The sequence below is a fragment of the Actinomadura sp. 9N407 genome (assembly GCF_044326315.1).
Classification (GTDB): Bacteria; Actinomycetota; Actinomycetes; order Streptosporangiales; family Streptosporangiaceae; genus Spirillospora.
This window is the reverse complement of record NZ_JBIRAW010000003.1, coordinates 194,886-216,204: the sequence shown is the minus strand read 5'-3', so window position 1 is coordinate 216,204 and position 21,319 is coordinate 194,886. Positions and strand designations below refer to the sequence as shown.

The window sequence follows — 21,319 nt, the reverse complement described above, 5'->3', positions numbered from 1 at the left end:
CCCCTGTGTTGTCTCGTGGCGGGGTCGCCCGTCTTACCGCTGCGAAGGGCGAACACGCCACGAGTCGACGGGGCTTGGGCGGCCGGCGGTGTGGGTGGGGTGCCGAGGGTTGACCCGACAAGTGGGCCCATTGTAATTTCGACGTCTATGTCAAATAATCTGGAGGCGCGGGCCGTCGGGACGGGCACCGGGCACCTGCTCGCGAGCCGGGCCGGCGGCACGCTGACCCTCACGCTCAACCGCCCCGAGGCCCGCAACGCGTTCTCGCGGGAGATGCTCGAAGCCCTGGCGGCCATGCTGGACCTCGCCGCCCGGGAGGAGTCCGTCCGCGCCGTGGTCCTGGCCGGGGCGGGAGGCGCCTTCAGCGCGGGCGGCGACCTCGGCAGGCTCGCGTCGGGGGAGAGCATCTTCGGTCCGGCAGCCGACCCGGACGCGCGCCTGGAGGCGCAGAAGACGCTCCAGCGCGCGACGGTCGTCCGGCTCCGTGAGCTGGACAAGCCGTCCATCGCGCTGATCGAGGGGGCGGCGGTCGGGGCCGGTCTCGGCCTGGCCCTGGCCTGCGACCTGCGCTACGCGGGGGCCTCCGCGACGCTGCGCACCGGATTCGGAAGGCTCGGCCTGGCCGGCGACTTCGGCTGCACCTGGTCCCTGAACCGGCTGGTCGGAGCGTCCCGCGCGCTGGAGCTTCTGCTCCTGTCGCCGCCGCTCGGCGCCGCCCGTGCCCAGGAACTCGGGCTGGTGACCGAGGCGGTGCCCGACGAGCGGCTCGGCGGCCATGTCGCCGAGGTCGCCGCACGCCTGGCCGCGCTCTCTCCCGACGCCGCCCGCGCGATGAAGGCCCATGTGGGCCGCGCCCAGGATCACGACCTTGCCACTTGCGCGGATGCCGAAGCCGAGTGGCACGTCCGGCTCCTGGAATCGGACGCCCACCGCGACGCCGTACGGGCGCTGGCGCGCGGCCTCGCCGCGCGCTCCGCCTCCACCACCGAGAACCCGGGAGCAGACGGATCATGACGAAACTGAACGGGCGGGTCGCGCTGGTGACGGGCGCTGCCCGCGGCATCGGGGCGGAGATCGCTCGCGTGTACGCCCGCGCGGGAGCCAAGGTCGGGGTCCTGGACCTCAAGGAGAACCTGACCCGCGGCACCGTGGCCTCCATCAACGAGGCGGGCGGGCAGGCCCTGGCGATCGGCGCGGACGTGTCCGACGCCGCACAGGTGCGGCGGGCGGTGGAACGGGTCGTCGAGGAGTTCGGCGGGCTGGACATCGTCGTCAACAACGCCGGGGTGACCCGCGACAACCTGCTGTTCAAGATGACCGGGGACGACTGGGACACCGTGATGGGCGTGCATCTGCGCGGTACGTTCCTGGTCACCCAGGCGGCCCAGGAGGTCATGGTCGGGCGGCGGTACGGGCGAGTCGTCAACATCTCCTCGACCTCGGCACTGGGCAACCGCGGCCAGGCGAACTACTCCGCGGCCAAGGCGGGGATCCAGGGCTTCACCCGTACGGCGGCCATCGAGCTCGGGCCGTTCGGCATCACCGTCAACTCGATCGGGCCCGGTTACGTCGACACGGAGATGACCCGCGCGACGGCCGAGCGGCTCGGCGTCCCGGTGGACCAGCGCCTGGCCGAGGTCGCGGCCACGCTGCCGATGCGCAGAGCGGGAGTGCCCGCCGACATCGCGAACGCGGCCCTGTTCCTCGCCGCGGAGGAGTCGGGCTTCGTGACCGGCCAGGTCCTCTATGTCGACGGCGGACGCTCGGTGCGCTGAGCCCGGCCGCGGCCGGCCCCTCGGGACCGGCGCCGAGTGTGATCAGAACGAAGCCGACGATGGGATGGACCTCTCAATGACCGACATCGCAGCACCGGCCGCGCCCGGCGGCACGGCCGCCGAGGACGAGGCGCTCACCGACGAGGAACTGCGCGCGGCCGTCCGGGACGTCGCCGGGCGGTTCGATGACGGGTACTGGGCCGAGGTGGACCAGGAGGGCAGGTTCCCGTGGGATTTCTACGACGCGTTCGCCTCGGCCGGCTGGCTCGGCATCGCGATCCCCCGCGAGTACGGCGGCGCCGGCATGGGCATCTCGGCCGCGTCGTCCATGGTCTACGAGATCGCCGCGTCCGGCGCCGGCATGAACGGCTGCAGCCCGTTCCACCTCACGATCTTCGGCCTCAACCTGGTGGCACGGCACGGCGGCGAACGGCTGTGCCGCGAGCTGCTACCGGCCGCCGCCAGCGGTGACCTGCACGTCTGCTTCGCCATCACCGAGCCCGACGCCGGCTCCGACACCAGCCGCATCCGCACCTTCGCCCGGCGGGACGGGTCCGACTACGTGATCAACGGCCGCAAGGTCTGGATCACCAAGGCGGCGCAGTCGCAGAAGGCGGTGCTGCTGGCGCGCACGAGCGAGCCGGGGGAGGGCGGACGGCGCACGGACGGGCTGTCGATGTTCGTGGTCGACCTGACCGGCGGCGAGGTCGAGATGCGGCCGATCCCGAAGATGGGCCGCAACGCGGTCTCCTCGTACGAGTTGTTCCTGGACGACTTCCGCGTTCCCGGATCGGCCCTGGTGGGGGAGGAGGGCCGCGGGTTCACCTACCTGCTGGACGGCATCAACCCCGAGCGGATCCTGCTCGCGCACGAGGCGCTGGGTATCGGCCGCGCGGCGCTGCGCCGAGCCGTGCGGTACGCCGGGGAACGCGTCGTGTTCGACCGCCCGATCGGGCAGAACCAGGGGATCGCCTTCCCGCTCGCCGAGGCGTCGATGCGCCTGGACGCGGCCGAGCTGGCGGCACGGCACGCCGCCGCCCGCTACGACCGCGGGGAGCCGTGCGGCAAGGAGGCGAACACGGCGAAGTTCCTCTGCGCCGACGCCGGTTTCGCCGCGGCCGACGCCGCCGTCCAGACGCACGGCGGATTCGGTTACGCCCGCGAATACCACGTCGAACGCTATTTCCGGGAATCGCGCCTGATGCGCATCGCCCCGGTCAGCCAGGAAATGGTGCTCAACTACATCAGCGAGCACGTTCTCGGCCTGCCCAAGTCCTACTGAACGCCAGCCCTGTCTGAACGGCAGTCCTGCCGAACGACAGTCCTTCTGAGCGACAAGACGCGCGCGGAGCGGAGACACATTGCGGATCGCCATTCATTCGGGCCTCACCATGCGCGGGAGGGTCGAGGACATCGTCGCCGAAGTGCGCAAGGTCGTCGAATTCGGCCTTGCCGGTTACTGGGCGCCGATGCTCACCGGGCACGACACGCTCACGGCCTTCGCCATCGCCGGCCGCGAGGTGCCGGAGGTGGAATTGGGGACGGCCGTCGTGCCGATGCCCCTGCGTCCCGCTTTCGCCCTCGCCCAGCAGGTGGCGACCGTTCAGGAAGTGCTGAAGGGGAGGCTGGCCCTCGGCCTGGGCCCCTCGCACGAGGCGCTGGTCAAGGACGCGTTCGGGCTGGAGTGGACGCCGCCGATCCCGGCCACGCGGCGCTACGTGGAGGAGCTGACGGCCGTCATGACCGGTCGGGAAGGGCGCCGGGTCGCCATCGGCGGCGATCCGACGCCGATCCTGCTCGGGGCGGTCAATCCGGCCATGGCCCGGCTGGCCGCGGAGGTGGCCTCCGGCGCCGTCACCTGGGCGGCGGGACCCCGGACGATAGCGGAGGTGATCCGGCCGGCGGCGCTCGAACGGCCGGGCGGGGCACCGTTCCGGATCGTGGCCGCCCTGCCGGTCTGCGTGACGAGCGACATCGCCGGCGCGCGCGAGCACATCCACCGCGTGCTCGGAGCGAACGACCGCTTCCCCTCGTACCAGAAGGTGCTGCGCAGGGAAGGCGTGGACGGCGTGGCCCAGCTGGCGATCGTCGGTTCGCCCGGCGAGGTCGGACGGCGCCTGGACGCGTTCGCGGCGAGCGGTGTCACGGACTTCGCCGCGCACGTCCTGGCCACGTCCGACGTCGATACCGAGAGCACGTGGACGTTCCTGGCCGCCCGCGCCGCGGCTCGTTGATCACCAGGTCACCGGTGTTCGCGAGCATTGACGTGGCCTGGCCCACACTTATATTGTGACGTCGAAGTCAATTTCAATGTCCCGCAGCTTCGGGACGCCCGCGGCCCGCGCGGGCGTTCCGGCGGAGAAGGGAGCGACGTCGTGAGCGTTGTCGCCCAGGCTGTCGAGGGCACGATCGTGACCGGATCCATCTACGGACTGGTCGGCGTGGGGTTCGCGCTGCTGTTCCGCGCCTCGAAGGTCCTGAGCTTCGCCCAGGGCGGTTTCATGCTGCTCGGCGCCTTCATCTTCTATTCGATGGTGGACGCCGAGCGACCGCTGCCGGTCGCGGTGCTCCTCACCGTGATCGGCGTGGCCGCCTTCAGCGCCCTGGTCTACGTGCTGATCTTCGCCCGGGTCGCGGCCCGGGAGGCGTTCGCCACCTCGGTCGCCACGATCGGGCTGGCGGGCGTCCTGCAGGCGGCGGTGGGGATCAAGTACGGAACCGCGCCGCTCAGCCTGCCGGACGTGGTGTCCGACCGCGCCTACCGGTTCCTGGGCGCGGTGGTGCCCGTCACCGACATCGTGGCGGTGGCGATGGCGGCGATCGTCGTGGCGGTCCTGGTGCTGACCCTGCGCCACTCCCAGATCGGCCTGCGGATGAACGCCGTGGCGGACAACGCCACGCTGGCGGTGCACCTCGGCATCAGCTCGGCCCGCGTCGCCACCGTGGCCTGGGCCCTGGCCGGGGGGACGGCCGCGCTGGCCGGCATCGCGTTCAGCCTCAGGTCCGCCGTCGACCCGGCCGGGGTCGCCAACATCGGGCTGCTGGCGTTCCCGGCGATCATCCTCGGCGGCCTCGGCTCGGTCGGCGGCGCGCTCGCGGGCGGGCTGATGCTCGCCGCCGTCCAGAACGTGGTGCGGATCGGCATCGGGGCCGGCTGGGTGGATCTGTTCTCCTTCGCGATCATGCTCGCGATCCTGTTCTTCCGCCCGTCAGGGCTGTTCGGCAAGGCGGAGGTCGTACGGCTGTGAGCAGCGATATCGCAAGCCCCCGAGCGGGGGCGCCGGGCCGCGCGCTCGGCCGGGCGCTGAGCCGGCAGGGGAGCGGGACGCAGCTGGTGATGGGCGCCGGGCTGCTCGCCGCCGCGCTGTGGGCGCTGAACGGCGGTCCCTTCCTCAATCTGGTGGGCCAGGCCTGCGCCATCTACGCCATCGCCGCGATCGGGCAGTCCGTGCTCATCGGCAGCGCGGGCCAGATCGCGCTCAGCGGCGCCGCCTTCATGGCCATCGGCGCGTTCGTCACCGGCGGCCTGGCCGGAACGCCGCTCGAAGCGTTCCCCCTCCCGCTGCTGATCTGCGCGGTGGTGGGCTGGCTGGTCGGCCTGGTCTCCGGGCTGCCCGGCCTGCGGTTCCGCGGGCTGTACCTGCTGCTGGCCAGCCTCGCGCTCCAGTTCATGGTGACCGCGCTGACCAAGAACTACCAGTCGGCCTACCACCCCGCCGGGCTGGAGGTACCGCCGCTGCGGATCGGCCCGCTGGACGCCTCCACGGGCCAGCTGTTCTACATCGCGCTGATCAGCATCCTCGCGATCGTGTACCTGTCCGTGGCGCTCATCGAGCGAACGGGCGTGGGCCTGGCGTGGAAGGCGATCCGCGAGAGCGACGAGGCGGCGGCGGTCAGCGGCGTCGACGTCGTCCGCTGGAAGCTGTACGCCTTCGCCCTGAGCGGAGCGATCACCGCGGTGGCCGGCTGCCTGATGGCCTACCTGGTCGGGCGGGCGGACTACGAGACCTACAACCTCAACCTGTCGATCGCGCTGATCACGATGATCTACATCGGCGGCATCCGGTCCCGGCTCGGTGCGCTGACCGGAGCGGTGATCATCACCGCGCTGCCGTACATCCTCCAGCTGCGGCTGCCGGAATGGCTGAGCGCGCTCGGGCTCGGCGCGGACTGGTACACCGAGAACCAGAGCATCGTGAACGCCGGCCTGTTCAACCTGCTCTTCCTGCTCGTCGTGCTCTTCGAGCCCGAGGGCGTCCAGGGACTGCTCGGCAAGGTGGAACGGTCCCTGCGGCGCGTCGTCGGGGGCCGTACCAGACGATTGGCGGAGTCGCCGGAATGACGGATTCACTCCTCACGGTGCGGGATCTCGTGGTGTCCTACGACGGCGGCCCGCCGGCCGTGTCGGGCTACCACGTCGACCTGGCGCCCGGAACCCTCACGGTCATCCTCGGCCGCAACGGCGCGGGGAAGACCAGCACGCTGCGCGGCATCACCGGCTTCCTCGCGCACGAGTCGGGCTCCTCGCGGGGGACGATCTCGGTCCGGGGCCGGGTGGTCAAGCGCCCGAACCCGCTGCGCCTGTCCAAGCTCGGCGTGGGCCTGGTGTCCGACCGGCACAAGGTCTTCGCCAACATGTCGGTGCAGGACCAGTTGCGCCTGGTGACCTCCCGCAAGCCGGACGTGGAAGAGATGTACGAGTTCTTCCCCCGGCTGCGCGAGCGCCGTGCCGTCCGGGCGGGGCTGCTCAGCGGGGGAGAGCGGCAGATGCTCGCGACCGCGCTCGTGCTGCTGCGCAAGCCGAGCGTCCTGCTGGTCGACGAGTTGTCGCTCGGCCTGGCGCCGGGCATGGTGCGCGAGCTGATGGGCCATCTGAGGCGCCTGGCGGACGAGCGGGGGCTCACCATCCTGGCCGCCGACCAGGCCGTGCACGCCTCGCTGCACGTCGCCGACCAAGTCCAGGTCGTGGACAGCGGGTCGCTGGTGGCCAGTGGGCCGCTCGACTCGCTGGACATCGACGCCGTTCTCGACACCTACCTGGGGCGACATGAGCGCTAATGGTGAGGTCAAGCCCGCCGCCCGTCCGCTGAAGGTCGACGGGGTCGACGTCGAGCTGGGCGGTGTCGCGATCCTGCGGGGCGTCACGTTCGACGTCCGGCCCGGCGAGGTGTTCGGCATCGTCGGCCCCAACGGCGCGGGCAAGACCACCATCCTCAACGTCATCGACGGCATCGTCCGGCCGAGCGCTGGAACGGTCCGGTACGGGGACGTCGATCTGTGCCGGGTGCGCCCGCACAACATGCGCGATCACGGGATCGGGCGCAGCCTCCAGTCGACCCACTACTTCCGGGACCTCACGGCGGCGGAACTCGTCGCGCTGGGCGAGCTGCCCAACTCGGTGGCGGGCGCGCTGCGCTTCACAGGTCACCGCAAGCGGCGCAAGGCGCAGGCGGCGGCGCGCCACAGGGGCATGGAGGTGCTGGAGCAGTTCGGGCTGGAACGGTACGCGAGCCGGCCCCTGAACGAGCTGTCGAGCGCTGTGCAGAAGCTCCTCGACATCGCCCGCGCCGTCGTCGCGGGCGGCGAGCTCCTGCTGCTCGACGAGCCCACCTCCGGTGTGAGCGGCCAGGAGCGCGGTGCGATCGGCGAGGCGCTGCTCCAGCTCAGGACGCTGGGACGGACGATCGTGCTGATCGACCACGATCCCGGCTTCGTGACCGGGAACTGCGACCGCCTCATGGCCATGAACTTCGGCGAGGTCCTGGACGTGGGCCTGCCGGACGACGTGATGGGCAGCGATGTCGTCAAGCGCTCCTACCTGGGCGAGCCGGTCGATTCCGATACCGGCGAGTCCGCCGCCCCCGGGCCTTGACAGGCCCGGCCGCTACTTTTATTTTTTGACATCGAAGTTAAAAAGATGTTCGTCACCGGACATCCCTCGTCCCCCCCGGCGCCGTACTGATGACAAGGATGTCGCGATGCCCCGTCCACACAGAGCCGTCCTCAAGGCCCTCGCCCTAGCCGGTACGGGTGCCCTCGTTCTCGCCGCGTGCGGCGGTGGAACGGGCGCCTCGGGAGGCGAGTACAACTGGGGCATCAACGCCGAGTTGTCGGGGGCCACCTCGGCCTACGGCAAGACGCTCCAGCAGGGCGTCGAGGCCTACGTCGACGAGGTGAACACGGCCGGCGGCATCAACGGCCACAAGATCAAGCTGACCTCGCTGGACAACGGGGGCGAGCAGTCCCGGTCGGCGGCCAACGCCACCCAGCTGGCCACCGCCCGCCAGGTGAACGCGATCTTCGGGCACGTGCTGAGCTCGAACTGCTCGGCCGCGCAGCCGATCGCCGCGCGCAACAAGGTGCCGCTGGCCTGCGTCTCCGCGGCGGAGCACCACCCCTACGTCTTCAGCATCGGGCCCGACAACGCGCGCGCGGCGGCGCCGCTGTTCGAGGCGGCCAAGAAGGTGACCGGCAAGAGCGACCCGAAGGCGGCCTTCGTCTATCTCAACACCCTCACCGACCTCGCGCTGGCCAAGGAGGTGAAGGCGAAGGCGGCGGGCGCCGGCGTCGGGCTGGCCACCGCGCAGGAGGTCGACCTGATGTCGGCCGACTACTCCAGCCAGACGGCGAAGGTGGTCGAGGCCGAGCCGGACGTCATCCTCATCTCGCACACCGGGCCCGGCCTGCTGAGCGTGCTGAAGGGCGTGCGCGCCGCGGGGATCAAGGCGCCGGTGGTGTGGCTGGACGGGACCGCGAACCTCGCTTCGCTCGCCTCGTCCACCGACAAGGACGTGTACGCGATGACCGTGTACTCGCTGGTCGAGCCGGGCGCGACCGCGGAGGGCGCCAAGGCCTACAACGACGCGATCAAGTCCAAGATCAAGGACGCCTCGACCATGATGGGGCTCAACGACGGGGAGGCGGTCATGGGCTACCTGAGCGCCAGGGCCTTCGGCGAGGCGCTGAAGACCTGCGGGTACCCGTGCTCCGGCGAGCAGCTCAAAGCGCAGCTGGAGAAGTTGCGCACATCGATCCCCGGCATCGTCGACGCCTTCGGCTACACCGCCGGCGACCACTACCCGTTCAAGAACTGGTACCTCTACAACGTGGCCGGCTCCAAGGCCACGCTCACGCAGACCCTGGCCGCCGGCTCGTCCTGAGCTGTGTTCTCTAAGGCCGGCTCGCGCGCCCGCCCAGCGGGTGGACGCGCGGGCCGGGGCTCAGCGGTAGTCGCCACCCGCCAGGTAGCGGCCGAGGCGCGGGCCGCTGGCGTCGCGCGACACCAGTTCGATGCGGGCGTCGAGATCGGGCAGCAGGTGATAGCAGGCGCCCGACCGCCTGCCCTCGCCGTCGAGGATGGCTCCCTGCCACGCGCATCCGCGCTCTTCCAGTCCGTCCGATTCCCCCGGTACGTCGTCGCTCCACATGCCCAGGTGGTGGAGGCCGGTCTTCTCCCACACGCTGTCGGGGACCTGCACCAGCAGCTCGATGTGGGGCGGCCCCTCCAGGGACAGCACGAACGTCTGCTCGAACGTCCGCGGCCCCGAGGGCGTGGCGAACTCGACGGGGAAGCGCTGCACGCGTCCCCATGTGACGCCCGTGGACGCGCTGAACTGCTCCATCGCCGGCTCCAGGGCCGGGACGACGATACCCACGTGGTAGATCCGCGGAACGCTCATGCGGTCGCCTCCAAGTATTGACCTCGACGTCGAAATATACTTTTATGTTAACGGCCAGCCCCGGTGAGCGAAAGCCGCCGGCCCGAAACCGACCACTGAAGGCGATACGGTGACCCGAAGCTCTGCTCTGGAAGACTGGGGCATCCGGACGGTTCCCGCCGGGCTCGTCCAGCGCTACCGCGACGAAGGCCAGTGGACCGCCGACTCCCTCGGCTCGATGGTGGCCGAAGGGCTGGGCCGCTCCCCGCACCTGCCCTTCCGCGTGCGTTCCAAAGTTCGTCCCTACACCGGCACCCTCGCCGATGTGGACCGGGCCGCTCGCTCGCTCGCCTGGGCCCTGCGGGTCAGGGACATCGGTCCCGGCTCGGTCATCGTCCTCCAGTTGCCCAACTGGGTCGAGGCCGCCATCACGTTCTGGGCCGCCACCTACGTCGGCGCCGTCGTCGTCCCCGTGGTGCACTTCTACGGGCCCAGGGAGGTCGGCCACATCCTGGACGACACCCGTCCCGCGGTGATCGTCACGCCCGACCGCTTCGGCCGCGCCGACCACCTCCAGCAGTACGAGCAGCTGCTGGCCGAGCGCGACGACGCGCCGCTGTGGCTGGTGGTGAGCGACCGCCCGGAACGGGACCTGCCGCGGGCCGCCACGCCCTTCCACCGGATGCTGGACGCCGACGTGCTCCAGGAGCCGGAGGCCGTCGATCCGGCGGCGCCGGCGATCGTGGGCTTCACCTCCGGGACGACGCTCAATCCCAAGGGCGTGGTGCACAGCCACCAGACGATCGGCTGGGAGGCGCGCCAGTGCGACGGCTTCTACGGCAAGGGCGGCCCGCCGCAGATCGTCGGTACGCCGGTCGGCCACTTCATGGGCATGATCAACGCCTTCCTGCTGCCGCTGCTGCGGTCCGAGCCGGTGCAGCTGATCGACCAGTGGAACCCGGCCGAGGTGCTGCGGATGATGGCCGAGGAGAACCTCGGCGTCGCGGGCGGGCCGCCCTACTTCCTCACCAGCCTGCTCGACCACGCCGACTTCACCCCCGAGCACCTGGCCCTGATCCCGTACATGGGACTGGGCGGCGCGTCGGTGCCGGAGGCGTTCACCGACCGGGCGACGAAGGAGGGCGTCGCGGTGTACCGGTCGTACGGGAGCACCGAGCACCCGTCGATCACGGCGAGCCTGCTGGCCGACGCGGCAGACAAACGGCTGCGCACCGACGGCCGGGCGCTGCCGGGCGCCGAGTTCCGCCTGGACGGCACCGGTGAGATCCTCACGCGCGGCGCCGACTGCTGCGTCGGCTACACCGACCCCGCACTGACCGCCCGCGCGTTCGACGCCGACGGCTGGTACCGCACCGGTGACATGGGCTCGGTGGACGGCGACGGCTACCTCACCATCACCGACCGCGTGGCCGACGTCATCATCCGCGGCGGCGAGAACATCAGCGCCCAGGAGATCGAGTCGCTGGTGCTCGGGATGGAGCGGGTCGCCGAGGTCAGCGTGGTGGCCGAGCCCGACCCGCGGATGGGGGAGCGCGCCACCGCGGTGATCCGCCCGCACGAGCAGGCCGGGCCCGTCTCGCTGGACGACGTGCGCGCCCATCTCGCCGCGGCCGGGCTCAGCCGGCAGAAGTGGCCGGAGTCGGTGCACCTGGTCGAGGACTTCCCGCGCACGGCGACCGGGAAGATCCAGAAGTTCCGCCTGCGCGAACAGGTACGCGACGGCTCGATCCGGGACGCGCGGTAGCGCGTGCCGGCAAGGAAGGGAGACGCCGTGGAGCCGTCGGGTTACCTCGACCGCCCGGACTACCGCGTGGACGTGCGCCGCCAGCGCAATCTCGTCCGCGTGTCGCACGAGGGCGTGGTGCTGGCCGAGACGACCGCGGCCCTCGTGGTCGACGAGCAGGACCACGGGCTCGTCCTCTACATCCCGCGCGCGGACGTGCGAACCGAGCACCTCGCGCCCTCCGGCCAGGCTTCGACGAGATGCCCCTACAAGGGGCGGGCGAAGTACTGGCGGCTGCGGGACGGCGCCGACCCCATCGCCTGGGAGTACCCGGAGCCGTACCTCGAGGTCGCGATCCTCCGCGACCACCTCGCCTTCTACCAGGACCGGGCCGTCGTCCAGATCGGCACCGCCGGCCCCGCGAGCTCCCTCAGCCCTGCCCCCGCCCCCCGCCCTTGACCTAGGGAGAGTCCATTGCGCCGAGTCCTCAGTATCGCGGCCCTCGCGGCCCTGGCGGCGGCCACCGTGACCGCCTGCTCCGGCTCCGGTTCGGAGACCGAGTACGGCAAGAACCTCACCGGCGAGCCCATCAAGCTGTCGCTGATCGCCTCCGGGCCCGGGCCGATCTACCAGCCCGAGCTGCTGAAGGCGGCCCAGGCCACGGTGAACGCGATCAACGACGCCGGCGGCGTCAAGCCCGGCGGCCAGGGCGAGGCCCGTCCGCTCAAGCTGGTCCACTGCGAGGCCTCCACGGTCACCGACCCCAACGCCGCGACCAAGTGCGCGCGCGAGGCCATCGGCGAGAAGGTGATCGCCGGGGTCGGCAAGTACGTGTCGTCGGACGCGGTCGTCCAGGCCTTCCAGGGGGCGAAGATCCCGCTGGTCGGCACGCAGGTGCAGACCGGGCAGGACTTCAGCAACCCCGCGTCGTTCCCGATCCAGGGCGGCTCGCCGATGCTGTCGGCGGCGACCGGCGCCGCGCTGCAGCAGGCGGGGGCGAAGACGGTGGCGGTCGTCACCGGCGACAGCCCGTCCGGGCGGCTGGTCCCCGGTTTCGTCAAGGCGCTGCTCGCCTCGCCCGATGACCTCAAGGGCGCCCACTACCTGTCGTTCGACGTCTCGGCCGACCTGACCTCGCAGTTCAGCCAGATCGCCGCGGCCCGTCCGGACGGGGTCGCGCTGCTGGCCTCCACCGACGTCACCGCCAAGACGATCGTCGGCCTGCGGCAGGCCGGCTACCAGGGCAAGATCGCGGTGGTGGCGACGGCGGTGTCGGAGGCGTCCATCGCGAAGCTGGGCGACGCGGGCGAGGGCACCATCGTCGTCAGCGACTACGACGCGGTGACCAACACGGCGAACCCGAAGATCAAGCAGTTCGTGGACGAGATGGCCGAGTACGCCGACGGCAAGGTCGAGGGCACCGAGTTCGCGCTGAACGCCTGGGCCGCGACCCACCTGGTCGCCGACCGGCTCAACGGGATGACCGAGGTCAGCGGCACCGGCCTGATGAAGGCGCTGGAGGGGAGCAAGGTCTCCATCGGCATCGCCCCCGACTTCACCTTCGGGTCGCCGAACTTCCTCAAGCTCCCGCGGCTCCCGCGGGCCACCGTCCAGTTCCAGACCGTGCGGGGCGGCAAGATCATGGCTCCGGCCGGGGGCGGGTTCACCGACCTCAACACGCTCGCCAAGAAGTAATCGGACCGGCCGGGAGCCTCGCCCATGAACGACCTGCTCACCTTCCTCATCCTGGGACTGTCGGTGGGGGCGGTCTACGCCCTCACCGCCCAGGGCCTGGTGCTGATCTACCGCGGCAGCGGGGTGGTCAACTTCGCGCAGGGCGCCTCCAGCATGATCGGCGCCTTTCTCTTCTACCGCGTCGCCCCCGACATGGGGCTGCCGCAGCCGGCCGCGTGGGCGCTCGCCCTGGGCGTTCCCGCGCTGCTCGGCGCCGCCACGCACCTGCTTCTGATGAAGCATCTGCGGCGGGCGTCGGCGCTGGTAAGGCTGGTCGCGACCCTGGGCGTCTTCGCTCTGCTGGTCGGGATCGGCTACCAGTTGTGGGGACGCGGGCAGGACCTCGTCGTCTCCCCGCTCCCGCACGACGCGATCCACGTGTTCGGCGCGGGGGCGGGGATCGGCGAGGACCGGTTCTGGGTCATCGGCATCGCGGTCGCGCTCACGCTCGGCCTGGTCGCGCTGTTCCGCTGGACGCCGTTCGGGCGCACCACCGAGGCGATCGCGGAGAACCCGGTGGCCGCGGCCGCCCTCGGCAAGTCGCCGGACGTCGTCGCCACCGCGAACTGGGTGCTCGGCGCCGTGCTGGCCTCGCTGGCCGGCATCCTGGTCGCGCCGATCCTGTTCCTCAGCGTCGAGGCGCTCGCCCTGATCGTGCTGCGCTCGCTGGCGGCGGCGCTGGTCGGCCGGTTCGTCTCGTTCTGGCGGACGCTCGCGGCGGCGCTGGCGATCGGCGTGATCGAGACCCTGCTGGGCCGCTACATCGTGAACGAGGGGCCGCTGGCGCCCTTCGTGTCGGACGACCAGTTGCTGTTCGGTACCTTCACCGCCCAGTCGGTGTCGCACTCGGCCGCGTTCCTCATGATCGTCGTCGTGCTCTTCGTCTCGGGCCGCAGCCTGCCCGTCCGGGGCGAGCTGCTGGACCGGCTGCCGGTGCTCGGCACCGGCCGGATCTCGCTGCCCGGCCTGCTCGCGGCGCTGGCGGTGACGGTCGTGGTGATCTCGGTGGTGCCCGTCGCCTGGGCGGCCTCGGTCCAGGTCAGCCTGGCCGTCGCGATGATCTGCCTGTCACTGGTGGTGGTCACCGGCCTCACCGGGCAGATCTCGCTGGCGCAGATGGGACTGGCCGGCACCGGCGCGTGGATCGCCGGGAAGCTGATCCAGACGCAGTCGTGGCCGCTGATCCCGGCCCTGATCGCCGCGGTGGTCATCACCACCGTGGTCGGGGTCGTGTTCGCGGTGCCCGCGCTGCGCACCCGGGGCGTGAACCTGGCCCTGCTGACCTTCGGCCTGTCGGTCGTGCTCTCCCAGCTGATCCTGCAGAACCCCGCCCTCACCGGCGGGCTGGAAGGCATCAACGTCGGCAAGCTGAACGTCTTCGGCTGGGCGATGGACGGCTTCGACCACCCGCGGCGGCTCGCGTTCGTCACGCTCGCCGTCGTCGTCGCGGTGTGCGTCGCCGTGGCGAACCTGCGGCGCAGCGGCACCGGGCTGCGGCTGATCGCGCTGCGCAGCAACGAGCGGGCGGCCGCGGCGCTCGGCCTCAACAGCGCGGCGATCAAGGTCTACGCGTTCGGCCTCGGCGCCGCCCTGGCCGCGCTCGGCGGCGTGTTCCTGGCGTTCCGGCAGCAGAACCTGGTGCTGACCGAGTTCTCCCCGTTCTCGTCCGTGCAGCTGGTGGTCTTCACCGTGATCGGCGGGCTCGGCTACGTGATCGGCGCGCTCGGCGGCGGTTCGTTCGCCCCGGGCGGCGTGGGCGGGCAGATCCTGCACTCCTTCGGACTGGGCACCAACGCGCTGGAGATCATCTCGGGCGCGATGCTGTTGATGATCATCATCGCGAATCCCAGCGGAATGGCCTTCGAGCAGGTCAGAGCCGTCACCGCGGTCCGCGAGCGGCTCGGGTCCCGCAAGCGCCGCACCCCCGAGCCCGAGCCCGAGCCCGAGCCCGTGCCCGAGCCTTCCCCCAAGTCCGTCGCCGGGCCCGCCCACGCGGGGGCCGGGGACGCGCCGCGGGCCGAGCGCCCGGCGGGTGCGCGCACCCTGGAGGTCAGCGGGCTGAACGTCCGCTTCGGCCGGGTGCAGGCCGTCGACGATGTGAGCCTGAGCGTGGCTCCCGGCGAAGTGGTGGCCCTGATCGGGCCCAACGGCGCCGGTAAGACCACGGTGATCGACGCGCTGACCGGCTTCGTGAAACCGGAGCGGGGCGGTCGGATCCGGCTCGGCGACCAGGCCCTGGAGGACTGGGGCGCCGCGCGCAGGGCCCGCGCCGGGCTGGTCCGTTCGTTCCAGTCCCTGGAGCTGTTCGAGGATCTGACGGTACTGGAGAACCTTCTTGTCACGTCCGGGATCCCGCCGCTGCGGTACGTCACCGACCTGGTCCGCCCGCGTACGCCCCGGCTCACCGCCGCGGGCGAGGCCGCCGTACAGGAGTTCGGGCTGGCGGACGACCTGGAGCGGTTCCCCGGCGAACTGCCGCACGGGCGCCGCCGCCTGCTGGCCATCGCCCGCGCGGTGGCGTCCGAGCCCGCCGTGCTGCTCCTGGACGAGCCCGCGGCGGGCCTCGGCGAGGAGGAGACGACCGAACTGGCCCGGCTGATCCGGCGGCTGACCGACACCCTCGGCATCGCCGTCCTGGTCATCGAGCACGACATGTCGTTCGTGCAGACCTGCGCCGACCGGATCGCCGTCCTGAACTTCGGGCGGTTGATCGCCGACGGCGAGCCGGCCGAGATACTGCGGGACCCCGCCGTGGTCGAGGCCTACCTCGGCACCGGCCATCAGGCGGACGACCGGGAAACGACCGGCGACGGCGACCGGCTCGCGCCGGAGAGGGCGTGAGATCAATGCTGCTGACCGTCGAAGGGACGTCCGCCGGATACTCCGGTGTGGACGTCATCCGCGAGCTCGACCTGCACATCGACAAGGGCGAGGTCGTGGCGCTGCTGGGTCCCAACGGGGCCGGCAAGACCACGACGCTCCTCGCGCTCGCCGGCGTGCTGGCGCCGACGTCCGGGCGGATCCTCTACCGGGGCGCCCCCTTGCGCGGGGCGCTGCACCAGCGGGCACGGCAGGGCATCTCCTACATCAGCGAGCAGGGGTCGGTCTTCAGCCGGCTGACCACGCTGGCCAACCTGAGGCTCGGGCCCGGGAGTGTCACGGACGCGCTGGCGCTCTTCCCTGAGCTGGAGCCGCTTCTCAAGCGCCGCGGCGGCCTGCTCTCGGGAGGTGAGCAGCGGATGCTCGCGCTGGCGCGGAGCCTGGCGGGCAAGCCCGATCTGCTGCTGGTCGACGAGCTGTCGCTGGGGCTCGCGCCGCTCATCGTGACCCGGCTGCTGGAGCGGCTCCGCGCCGCCGCCGATGCCGGGACGGCGGTGCTCATCGTCGAGCAGCACGCCTCGCAGGTCCTGTCGGTCAGTGATCGCGGGTACGTGCTGAGCCGGGGGCGGCTGTCGATGTCCGGTACCGGGGCCGAGTTGCTCGCCTCGTCCAGCGTGCTGCGGCAGGCCTATCTGGGAGCGGGCGCCGGCCAGCCGGCCGGTTGACCACTGGAGGACCGGTCACATGACCACCGGCGGCCGCGTCAGACGCGGCCGCCGGTGGTCATGTCCGCGTTCCCGGGCGCTACCGGGGGAGACCGAGTCCCCGGCGGGCGATGATGCCCCGCTGGATCTCGCTCGTCCCGCCGTAGATCGTCGTGCCGAGGGAGAAGCGCAGCGCGTGCTCGACCCGCCCGCCTTCGGGCGCGGCAGGCGACAGCCGGCTGCGCAGGGCGTCCGGGCCGAGGAGGTCGAACAGGTCCTCCGCGGCCCGGGTCAGCGCTTCAGAACTGAAGAGCTTGGCCATCGGCCCCTCCGCCACGGGGACCGCGCCACGCTGCGCCATCGCCGCCGCGCGGCGCTGGAGCAGCAGCGAGACCTCGGCCTCGGCGGCGCACCGGCCGAGCCGCTCCCGCACGTCCGGGTCCTCGATCCGCGGCCGGCCCGAAACCCCGGAGGCCGAACGCGCCCAGCCCTCCGCGGCCTCCAGCAGGCGCAGCATCGAGGCGCCGAAGCCCACCGAGTGCTCCTCCTGAAGCGCCTCGCCCAGAACGCGCCAGCCGCCGCCCACATCACCGACGCGCCACTCGTCGTGGACGCGCACGTCCCGGTAGTAGGTGATGTTCGTCCGTTCACCGGAGATGGTCCGCACGGCCTGCACCTCGATCCCGGGCCCGCCGAGGGGCACCAGGAACGTGGTCAGCCCCCCGTGCTTGGACGCCGGGTCGGTCCGCGCCAGGAGGAACGCGTAGTCACCGATCTGGGCATTGGTCGTGAACATCTTGGAGCCGTTGACGACCCACTCGTCCCCGTCCCGCACCGCGCGGGTCCGGGCGGCGGCGAGGTCGGACCCGCACTCGGGCTCGGTGAACCCCAGCACGATGACGATCTCGCCGCGCACGGCACGGGGGACGATCTCCGCGCGCTGCCGGTCGTCCCCGCACTTCAGCAGGGCGCGCGCGACCATGTGCGTCGTGCTGACCCCGTACGTGGGGGCCTCGGCCTTGCTCAGCTCCTCTTCGACGACGCACAGGTCGAGGGGGTCGCAGGGCCGTCCGCCCCACTCCTCGGGCCAGCCCAGCGCCAGCAGCCCCGCCTCGTGCATCGCGCGGACGAAGTCATCGTCGTGCGCGACACCGGTGCGGTGGCAGCGCTCGGCCAGCTCATCGGTGAGATGTTCCTTGAGGAACGCTCTGACCTCCGCGCGCAGCGACTCGCCCCGTTCTCCTATGCGGAAGTCCACTGTTCCTCCATCTGTGCGGCCGCTCGGACGGTGCCGTAGCGGCGGTCGGCCGCCCTGCGGTAGGCGGCACGCGGCTCGAGGTAGACGGCGGCCCAGGCCCGGGCGCGCCGGTAGTAGAGCTGGATGTCGTACTCGTCGGTGAAGCCGTAGCCGCCATGGAAGTGCAGGCTGCGGTACGTCGCGTCGCGCGCCGTCTCGGTCGCGAACGCGAACGCCATGGCCGCCAGCTCGGCGAAGCGTTCCGGATCCTCGGTGCGCGCCCAGGCGGCCTCGTACGTGAGCAGGCGGGCGCCGTCCACGGCGGCGGCGGAGTCGGCCAGGGCATGGGCGATGGACTGGAAGGAACCAATCGGGACGCCGAAGGCGCGGCGCTCGGTGACGTAACCGACGCCGATCTCGATGGCACGGGCGGCGATCCCGACCTGGGCGGCGGCGGTGAGGAGCAGGAACTCGTCCAGTGCGCCCTCGTAGGCGGCCTCGGCGTCCGGTCCGTCGGCGAGTACCTCCGCGCCGGAGCCCAGGCTCACGTCGGCGAGAGGCAGCGAACCAAGGTTCTCCACCTGGACGCCGTTACCGCCGGACGCGACGAGCAGGAGCCGGCTCCCGTCCATCACCAGCACGTCATCGGCCACCGCGCCGGCCGGTACGAGCCGGGCCACGCCCTCGCGGGCCGGATGGACGCCCAGCGTCACCGTGCGCTCGCCCGCCACCGCGGCGGCGAGCGCGGCCGAGGCGCGCGGCGTCCCCAGCCGGGCCAGCAGCCGCGCGGCCACCTGCGCCTCCACGATCGGGACGGGAGCGATGAAGCGTCCCTGGACCTCGGCGATGAGCGCGAGGTCGAGCGGTCCCGCGCCCCAGCCGCCGTCCGCCTCGCCGACGGCCATGGCGACGGCGCCGGCGGACCGTACCGTCTCCCACAGGCCGGGATCGAAGCCGAGCGGCTCGGCCGCCCGGACCCGGGACGGCGGCGACGCGTCGCCGTACAGCGCGGTGAAGGACTCGACGAGCTGGCGTTGCTCGGCGCTCAGAGTGACATCCATGAGGGCTACCTGTCGTTCGGTTCAATGACTCATAGCGGGACGATCCCGTTCCGGGTGGCGCGCAGGCCGTTCAGTTCGGCGTCCCACGCGTCGTCCGGAATCCCCGCCTCCCGCAGCGGCCGCTTCATGATCTTGTTGGAGGCCGATCGCGGCAGCTCGGGGACGAACGCGATGAAACGGGGGACGGCGAAGTACGGCAGCCGTTCCGCCAGGTAGCGGAACAGGTCGGCGGGGTGGGGCGCCCCTTCGGGGTGCGGTACCGCCAGCAGCAGGACCTCCTCCTCGCTGTGCTCGCTGGGCACCCCGATCGCCGCGGTCTCGGTGACCTGCCCGTGGGTGTTCGCCTCGGCCTCGACCTCCAGCGACGAGATGTTCTCGCCGCGGCGGCGGATGCTGTCGTGGATGCGGTCGACCAGGAAGAACTCGCCGTCCGGCGTCCTGCGGACGGCGTCGCCGGTGTGGAAGTAGGAGTTCCGCCACGCCGCCGCCGTGGCCTCCGGGCGCCCGACGTAGCCCTGGAACATCGTCCACGGCTCGTCCGGCCGGACGACGAGTTCGCCGATCCGCCCGTCCGGGACCGGCCGGTCGTGCTCGTCCACGACCAGGGCCTCGAAGCCCGGACGCGCCCAGCCGAGCCCGCCCGCGCCCGACACCCCGTGCGGGGCGGCGATCGGCGTGGCGGCCTCCGTACTGCCGTAGCCGGCGCAGTAGGCGACCCCGAACCGTGCGCAGAACGCGTCGACGTCCGCCGGTACCGGTGCCAGGCACACCTTGCGCAGGCCGCTCGTCCGTTCCAGCGGATCCGGCGGCCGTGCCTCCAGAAAGCGGGCCATGGCGCCGGTGAGCACGGCGAAGGTGGAGCCGCTCCGGGCGATGTCCGCCCAGAATCCCGACGCCGAGAACCGGGGAGCGACGTAGGCGCGCGCTCCCGCGATCAGCGCGTTGTACACCCCCCACAGCTGACCGCCCACGTGGAACAGCGGCATCGCCACGTAGCTGGTGTCGTCCGGCTTGACCGCTCCGATGTAGACCGGGCTCGCGTACCCGTAGGCCTGGGCGTGCGGAACGAGCACGCCCTTGCTCGGCCCGGTCGTCCCGGACGTGTAGAACACCGCCGCGATGTCCCAGGGATCGGCGTCCGCGATCGTCGGTTCGCCTTCGGGGACCTCGAACCGGCCGCGGCCCTTCCCCGGGACGTACGCCATGAGGCGGCCTCGCAGCCGCCCCCCGCCGGCCTTCGCGAGACGGTCGAGATACGGCGATTCGGCGATCGCCGCGACGGCGCCGCTGTCGCGCACGACGTGGTCGAGGAAGCCGCCGTCGAACGCGGTGTTGACCGGGACCTCCACCGCGCCCGCACAGACGACGCCCAGCCACGCGACGACCGCGTCCACGTGGTCGTCGAGCATCAGCAGGACGCGATCGCCGGGCCCGATGCCGCGGGCGCGCAGGCCGCCCGCGAGAGCCGCCGCCTCCTCCAGCAGCCGGCCGTAGCCGAGCTCGGCCCCGGGTCCCGCGATCGCCGGCCGGCCGGGGTGCCGCTCGGCGTGCTCGCGCAGGACGTGCACGATCGTGCGCTCGGCGAGCGGCGGAAGCGAGCCTTCGAAGGACGGTTTCACGATGTCTCCCTGCAACCGGGGGTGGGGGAGGAGGCCTGGTGGGGGGAGGTCTGGAAGTGCAGCGTTCCGCGCGCCGCGATACGGCCCTTTCCGTTGACCACCCTCGTGCGCACTGATCCATTTCGGGACGGCGTGAACGTGACCAGCAGCCCGTCCTGGTCGGATACGGGGCTCAGGTACGACGCCTCGGCACCGACGAGGCCGCGGAACCCGAGCGGCTGGAGATTCCGTGCGGCCAGTCTGGCGACGATGCCCAGGGTGACCTCTCCGGGAAGCGCCGGCGCGGACAAGCCGATCTCACGTGATCGGACCGGGTCGATGTGCATCGCGTCCTGCACGCGGCCATCGGCCGTCAGCCCCAGCAGAGTGCGGAAGACGGCGGCCTGGTAGGGATGGACGCTTTCCTTCACCTCGACGGTCCCGTCGCCGGTCTCGTCGTCGTCGGCTCCGCGAGACGGCCGCCGCGCACTCCTCGCGTCCCCGAGCCGGAAATGCACGTCGAGTGACGAGTCCGCGATCGGCTCGTCCGCCACGCGCGTTTCGACATCGAGCGTCAGCACCAGCCGCTCGGGGGCCCGTTCCTTGACGCTGAGCACGGCCGACGCGCTCGCCTGGCCGTCATGGCCGCCCTCGGCGGCGAGCGGACGGTGGAGACGGACGCGGGTGGCGCGCGCGAAGGCGGGGAGCCCCGCGTTCTGGGTTCCGGCCGCGAAGTCGATGATCGCGTCGTGCGCGAAGCGCGTCGCGAACGTCGGCAGGGTCTCGAAATCGGGCGCCGACTCCCAGACGAGCGCGCGGGCGTTGCGCCCGTCGGCCCCGGTGGCGATGGCGTACGTGATCGTGTCCCGGAGCGACCACCGCACCGGGTACGCGCGCCGTCCCCAGCCGTCGACGAAGCGCAGGATCCGCGAAACGCTGTCCGGCATGACACCTCCTCCGAACGTCCGTGCGAGCAAATCTATTTTTG

At 71.8% G+C, this 21,319-nt stretch carries 19 protein-coding genes; 14 read left to right on the top strand and 5 right to left on the bottom strand.

Going from position 1 to position 21,319, the window contains the following annotated elements; all coding sequences use genetic code 11:
- The first annotated feature begins 147 nt into the window (after positions 1-147).
- The 9 genes from ACH34Q_RS06475 to ACH34Q_RS06435 all read left to right on the top strand — a co-directional run bounded on the left by ACH34Q_RS06475 (position 148) and on the right by ACH34Q_RS06435 (position 8,935).
- Positions 148-1,014: an enoyl-CoA hydratase/isomerase family protein gene (locus ACH34Q_RS06475; RefSeq protein ID WP_395981828.1), complete on the top strand. Its 867-nt coding sequence runs from the start codon at positions 148-150 to the stop codon at positions 1,012-1,014.
- Positions 1,011-1,775, top strand: a complete 765-nt coding sequence (locus ACH34Q_RS06470) for an SDR family NAD(P)-dependent oxidoreductase (RefSeq protein WP_395981827.1) — start codon at positions 1,011-1,013, stop codon at positions 1,773-1,775. The genes ACH34Q_RS06475 and ACH34Q_RS06470 overlap by 4 nt, the downstream gene beginning before the upstream one ends.
- Positions 1,776-1,851: 76 nt before the next feature.
- Entirely contained in the window at positions 1,852-3,057 is a 1,206-nt protein-coding gene (locus ACH34Q_RS06465) for an acyl-CoA dehydrogenase family protein (RefSeq protein ID WP_395981826.1), read from the top strand.
- A 79-nt stretch (positions 3,058-3,136) separates the two neighbouring features.
- Positions 3,137-4,009: an LLM class flavin-dependent oxidoreductase gene (locus ACH34Q_RS06460; protein ID WP_395981825.1), complete on the top strand. Its 873-nt coding sequence runs from the start codon at positions 3,137-3,139 to the stop codon at positions 4,007-4,009.
- Positions 4,010-4,150: 141 nt separating this feature from the next.
- Positions 4,151-5,023 (top strand): branched-chain amino acid ABC transporter permease, encoded by an 873-nt coding sequence (locus ACH34Q_RS06455; protein WP_395981824.1) that lies wholly within the window; start codon positions 4,151-4,153, stop codon positions 5,021-5,023.
- Positions 5,020-6,117 (top strand): branched-chain amino acid ABC transporter permease, encoded by a 1,098-nt coding sequence (locus tag ACH34Q_RS06450; protein WP_395981823.1) that lies wholly within the window; start codon positions 5,020-5,022, stop codon positions 6,115-6,117. Before ACH34Q_RS06455 ends, ACH34Q_RS06450 begins: the two co-directional genes overlap by 4 nt.
- Positions 6,114-6,833 (top strand): ABC transporter ATP-binding protein, encoded by a 720-nt coding sequence (locus ACH34Q_RS06445; protein ID WP_395981822.1) that lies wholly within the window; start codon positions 6,114-6,116, stop codon positions 6,831-6,833. The genes ACH34Q_RS06450 and ACH34Q_RS06445 overlap by 4 nt, the downstream gene beginning before the upstream one ends.
- On the top strand, positions 6,823-7,647 hold the full coding sequence (locus ACH34Q_RS06440) for an ABC transporter ATP-binding protein (protein WP_395981821.1): 825 nt from the start codon (positions 6,823-6,825) through the stop codon (positions 7,645-7,647). The genes ACH34Q_RS06445 and ACH34Q_RS06440 overlap by 11 nt, the downstream gene beginning before the upstream one ends.
- A 106-nt stretch (positions 7,648-7,753) precedes the next feature.
- Positions 7,754-8,935 carry an ABC transporter substrate-binding protein gene (locus ACH34Q_RS06435; protein ID WP_395981820.1) on the top strand — a complete coding sequence of 394 codons (1,182 nt, stop codon included), beginning with the start codon at positions 7,754-7,756 and terminating at the stop codon, positions 8,933-8,935.
- Positions 8,936-8,995: 60 nt separating this feature from the next.
- Here the strand turns inward: ACH34Q_RS06435 and ACH34Q_RS06430 are convergent, their stop codons facing one another.
- Complete coding sequence (locus tag ACH34Q_RS06430) at positions 8,996-9,454, bottom strand: VOC family protein (protein ID WP_395981819.1); 459 nt, start codon at positions 9,452-9,454, stop codon at positions 8,996-8,998.
- 109 nt (positions 9,455-9,563) lie between these two features.
- On the opposite strand from ACH34Q_RS06430, the gene ACH34Q_RS06425 reads away from it, so the two are divergent.
- The 5 genes from ACH34Q_RS06425 to ACH34Q_RS06405 are packed head-to-tail and all read left to right on the top strand — an operon-like array spanning position 9,564 to position 16,456.
- Complete coding sequence (locus ACH34Q_RS06425) at positions 9,564-11,198, top strand: AMP-binding protein (RefSeq protein WP_395981818.1); 1,635 nt, start codon at positions 9,564-9,566, stop codon at positions 11,196-11,198.
- 27 nt (positions 11,199-11,225) lie between these two features.
- Entirely contained in the window at positions 11,226-11,636 is a 411-nt protein-coding gene (locus tag ACH34Q_RS06420) for a DUF427 domain-containing protein (protein WP_395981817.1), read from the top strand.
- A gap of 15 nt (positions 11,637-11,651) precedes the next feature.
- Positions 11,652-12,872, top strand: a complete 1,221-nt coding sequence (locus ACH34Q_RS06415; protein WP_395981816.1) for an ABC transporter substrate-binding protein — start codon at positions 11,652-11,654, stop codon at positions 12,870-12,872.
- A gap of 24 nt (positions 12,873-12,896) precedes the next feature.
- Positions 12,897-15,752, top strand: coding sequence for an ATP-binding cassette domain-containing protein (locus tag ACH34Q_RS06410; RefSeq protein WP_395981815.1), 2,856 nt, complete (start codon positions 12,897-12,899; stop codon positions 15,750-15,752).
- Positions 15,753-15,757: 5 nt separating this feature from the next.
- Complete coding sequence (locus tag ACH34Q_RS06405) at positions 15,758-16,456, top strand: ABC transporter ATP-binding protein (RefSeq protein ID WP_395982071.1); 699 nt, start codon at positions 15,758-15,760, stop codon at positions 16,454-16,456.
- A gap of 79 nt (positions 16,457-16,535) precedes the next feature.
- On the opposite strand, the gene ACH34Q_RS06400 is transcribed toward ACH34Q_RS06405, so the two are convergent.
- From ACH34Q_RS06400 to ACH34Q_RS06385, 4 genes are read right to left on the bottom strand one after another with little or no spacing between them, the layout of a single operon-like run.
- Positions 16,536-17,693, bottom strand: coding sequence for an acyl-CoA dehydrogenase family protein (locus ACH34Q_RS06400; protein ID WP_395981814.1), 1,158 nt, complete (start codon positions 17,691-17,693; stop codon positions 16,536-16,538).
- Entirely contained in the window at positions 17,678-18,733 is a 1,056-nt protein-coding gene (locus tag ACH34Q_RS06395) for an acyl-CoA dehydrogenase family protein (RefSeq protein ID WP_395981813.1), read from the bottom strand. The genes ACH34Q_RS06400 and ACH34Q_RS06395 overlap by 16 nt, the downstream gene beginning before the upstream one ends.
- A gap of 29 nt (positions 18,734-18,762) precedes the next feature.
- Complete coding sequence (locus ACH34Q_RS06390) at positions 18,763-20,352, bottom strand: AMP-binding protein (protein ID WP_395981812.1); 1,590 nt, start codon at positions 20,350-20,352, stop codon at positions 18,763-18,765.
- Positions 20,349-21,278, bottom strand: coding sequence for a hypothetical protein (locus tag ACH34Q_RS06385; protein ID WP_395981811.1), 930 nt, complete (start codon positions 21,276-21,278; stop codon positions 20,349-20,351). The genes ACH34Q_RS06390 and ACH34Q_RS06385 overlap by 4 nt, the downstream gene beginning before the upstream one ends.
- Positions 21,279-21,319 lie beyond the last annotated feature (41 nt).

Coding starts and splice junctions, on each gene's coding strand:
- ACH34Q_RS06475 (WP_395981828.1), top strand. CDS start 148: ATGTCAAATAATCTGGAGGCGCGGGCCGTCGGGACGGGCACCGGGCAC.
- ACH34Q_RS06470 (WP_395981827.1), top strand. CDS start 1,011: ATGACGAAACTGAACGGGCGGGTCGCGCTGGTGACGGGCGCTGCCCGC.
- ACH34Q_RS06465 (WP_395981826.1), top strand. CDS start 1,852: ATGACCGACATCGCAGCACCGGCCGCGCCCGGCGGCACGGCCGCCGAG.
- ACH34Q_RS06445 (WP_395981822.1), top strand. CDS start 6,114: ATGACGGATTCACTCCTCACGGTGCGGGATCTCGTGGTGTCCTACGAC.
- ACH34Q_RS06440 (WP_395981821.1), top strand. CDS start 6,823: ATGAGCGCTAATGGTGAGGTCAAGCCCGCCGCCCGTCCGCTGAAGGTC.
- ACH34Q_RS06435 (WP_395981820.1), top strand. CDS start 7,754: ATGCCCCGTCCACACAGAGCCGTCCTCAAGGCCCTCGCCCTAGCCGGT.
- ACH34Q_RS06430 (WP_395981819.1), bottom strand. CDS start 9,454: ATGAGCGTTCCGCGGATCTACCACGTGGGTATCGTCGTCCCGGCCCTG.
- ACH34Q_RS06410 (WP_395981815.1), top strand. CDS start 12,897: ATGAACGACCTGCTCACCTTCCTCATCCTGGGACTGTCGGTGGGGGCG.
- ACH34Q_RS06405 (WP_395982071.1), top strand. CDS start 15,758: ATGCTGCTGACCGTCGAAGGGACGTCCGCCGGATACTCCGGTGTGGAC.
- ACH34Q_RS06395 (WP_395981813.1), bottom strand. CDS start 18,733: ATGGATGTCACTCTGAGCGCCGAGCAACGCCAGCTCGTCGAGTCCTTC.
- ACH34Q_RS06385 (WP_395981811.1), bottom strand. CDS start 21,278: ATGCCGGACAGCGTTTCGCGGATCCTGCGCTTCGTCGACGGCTGGGGA.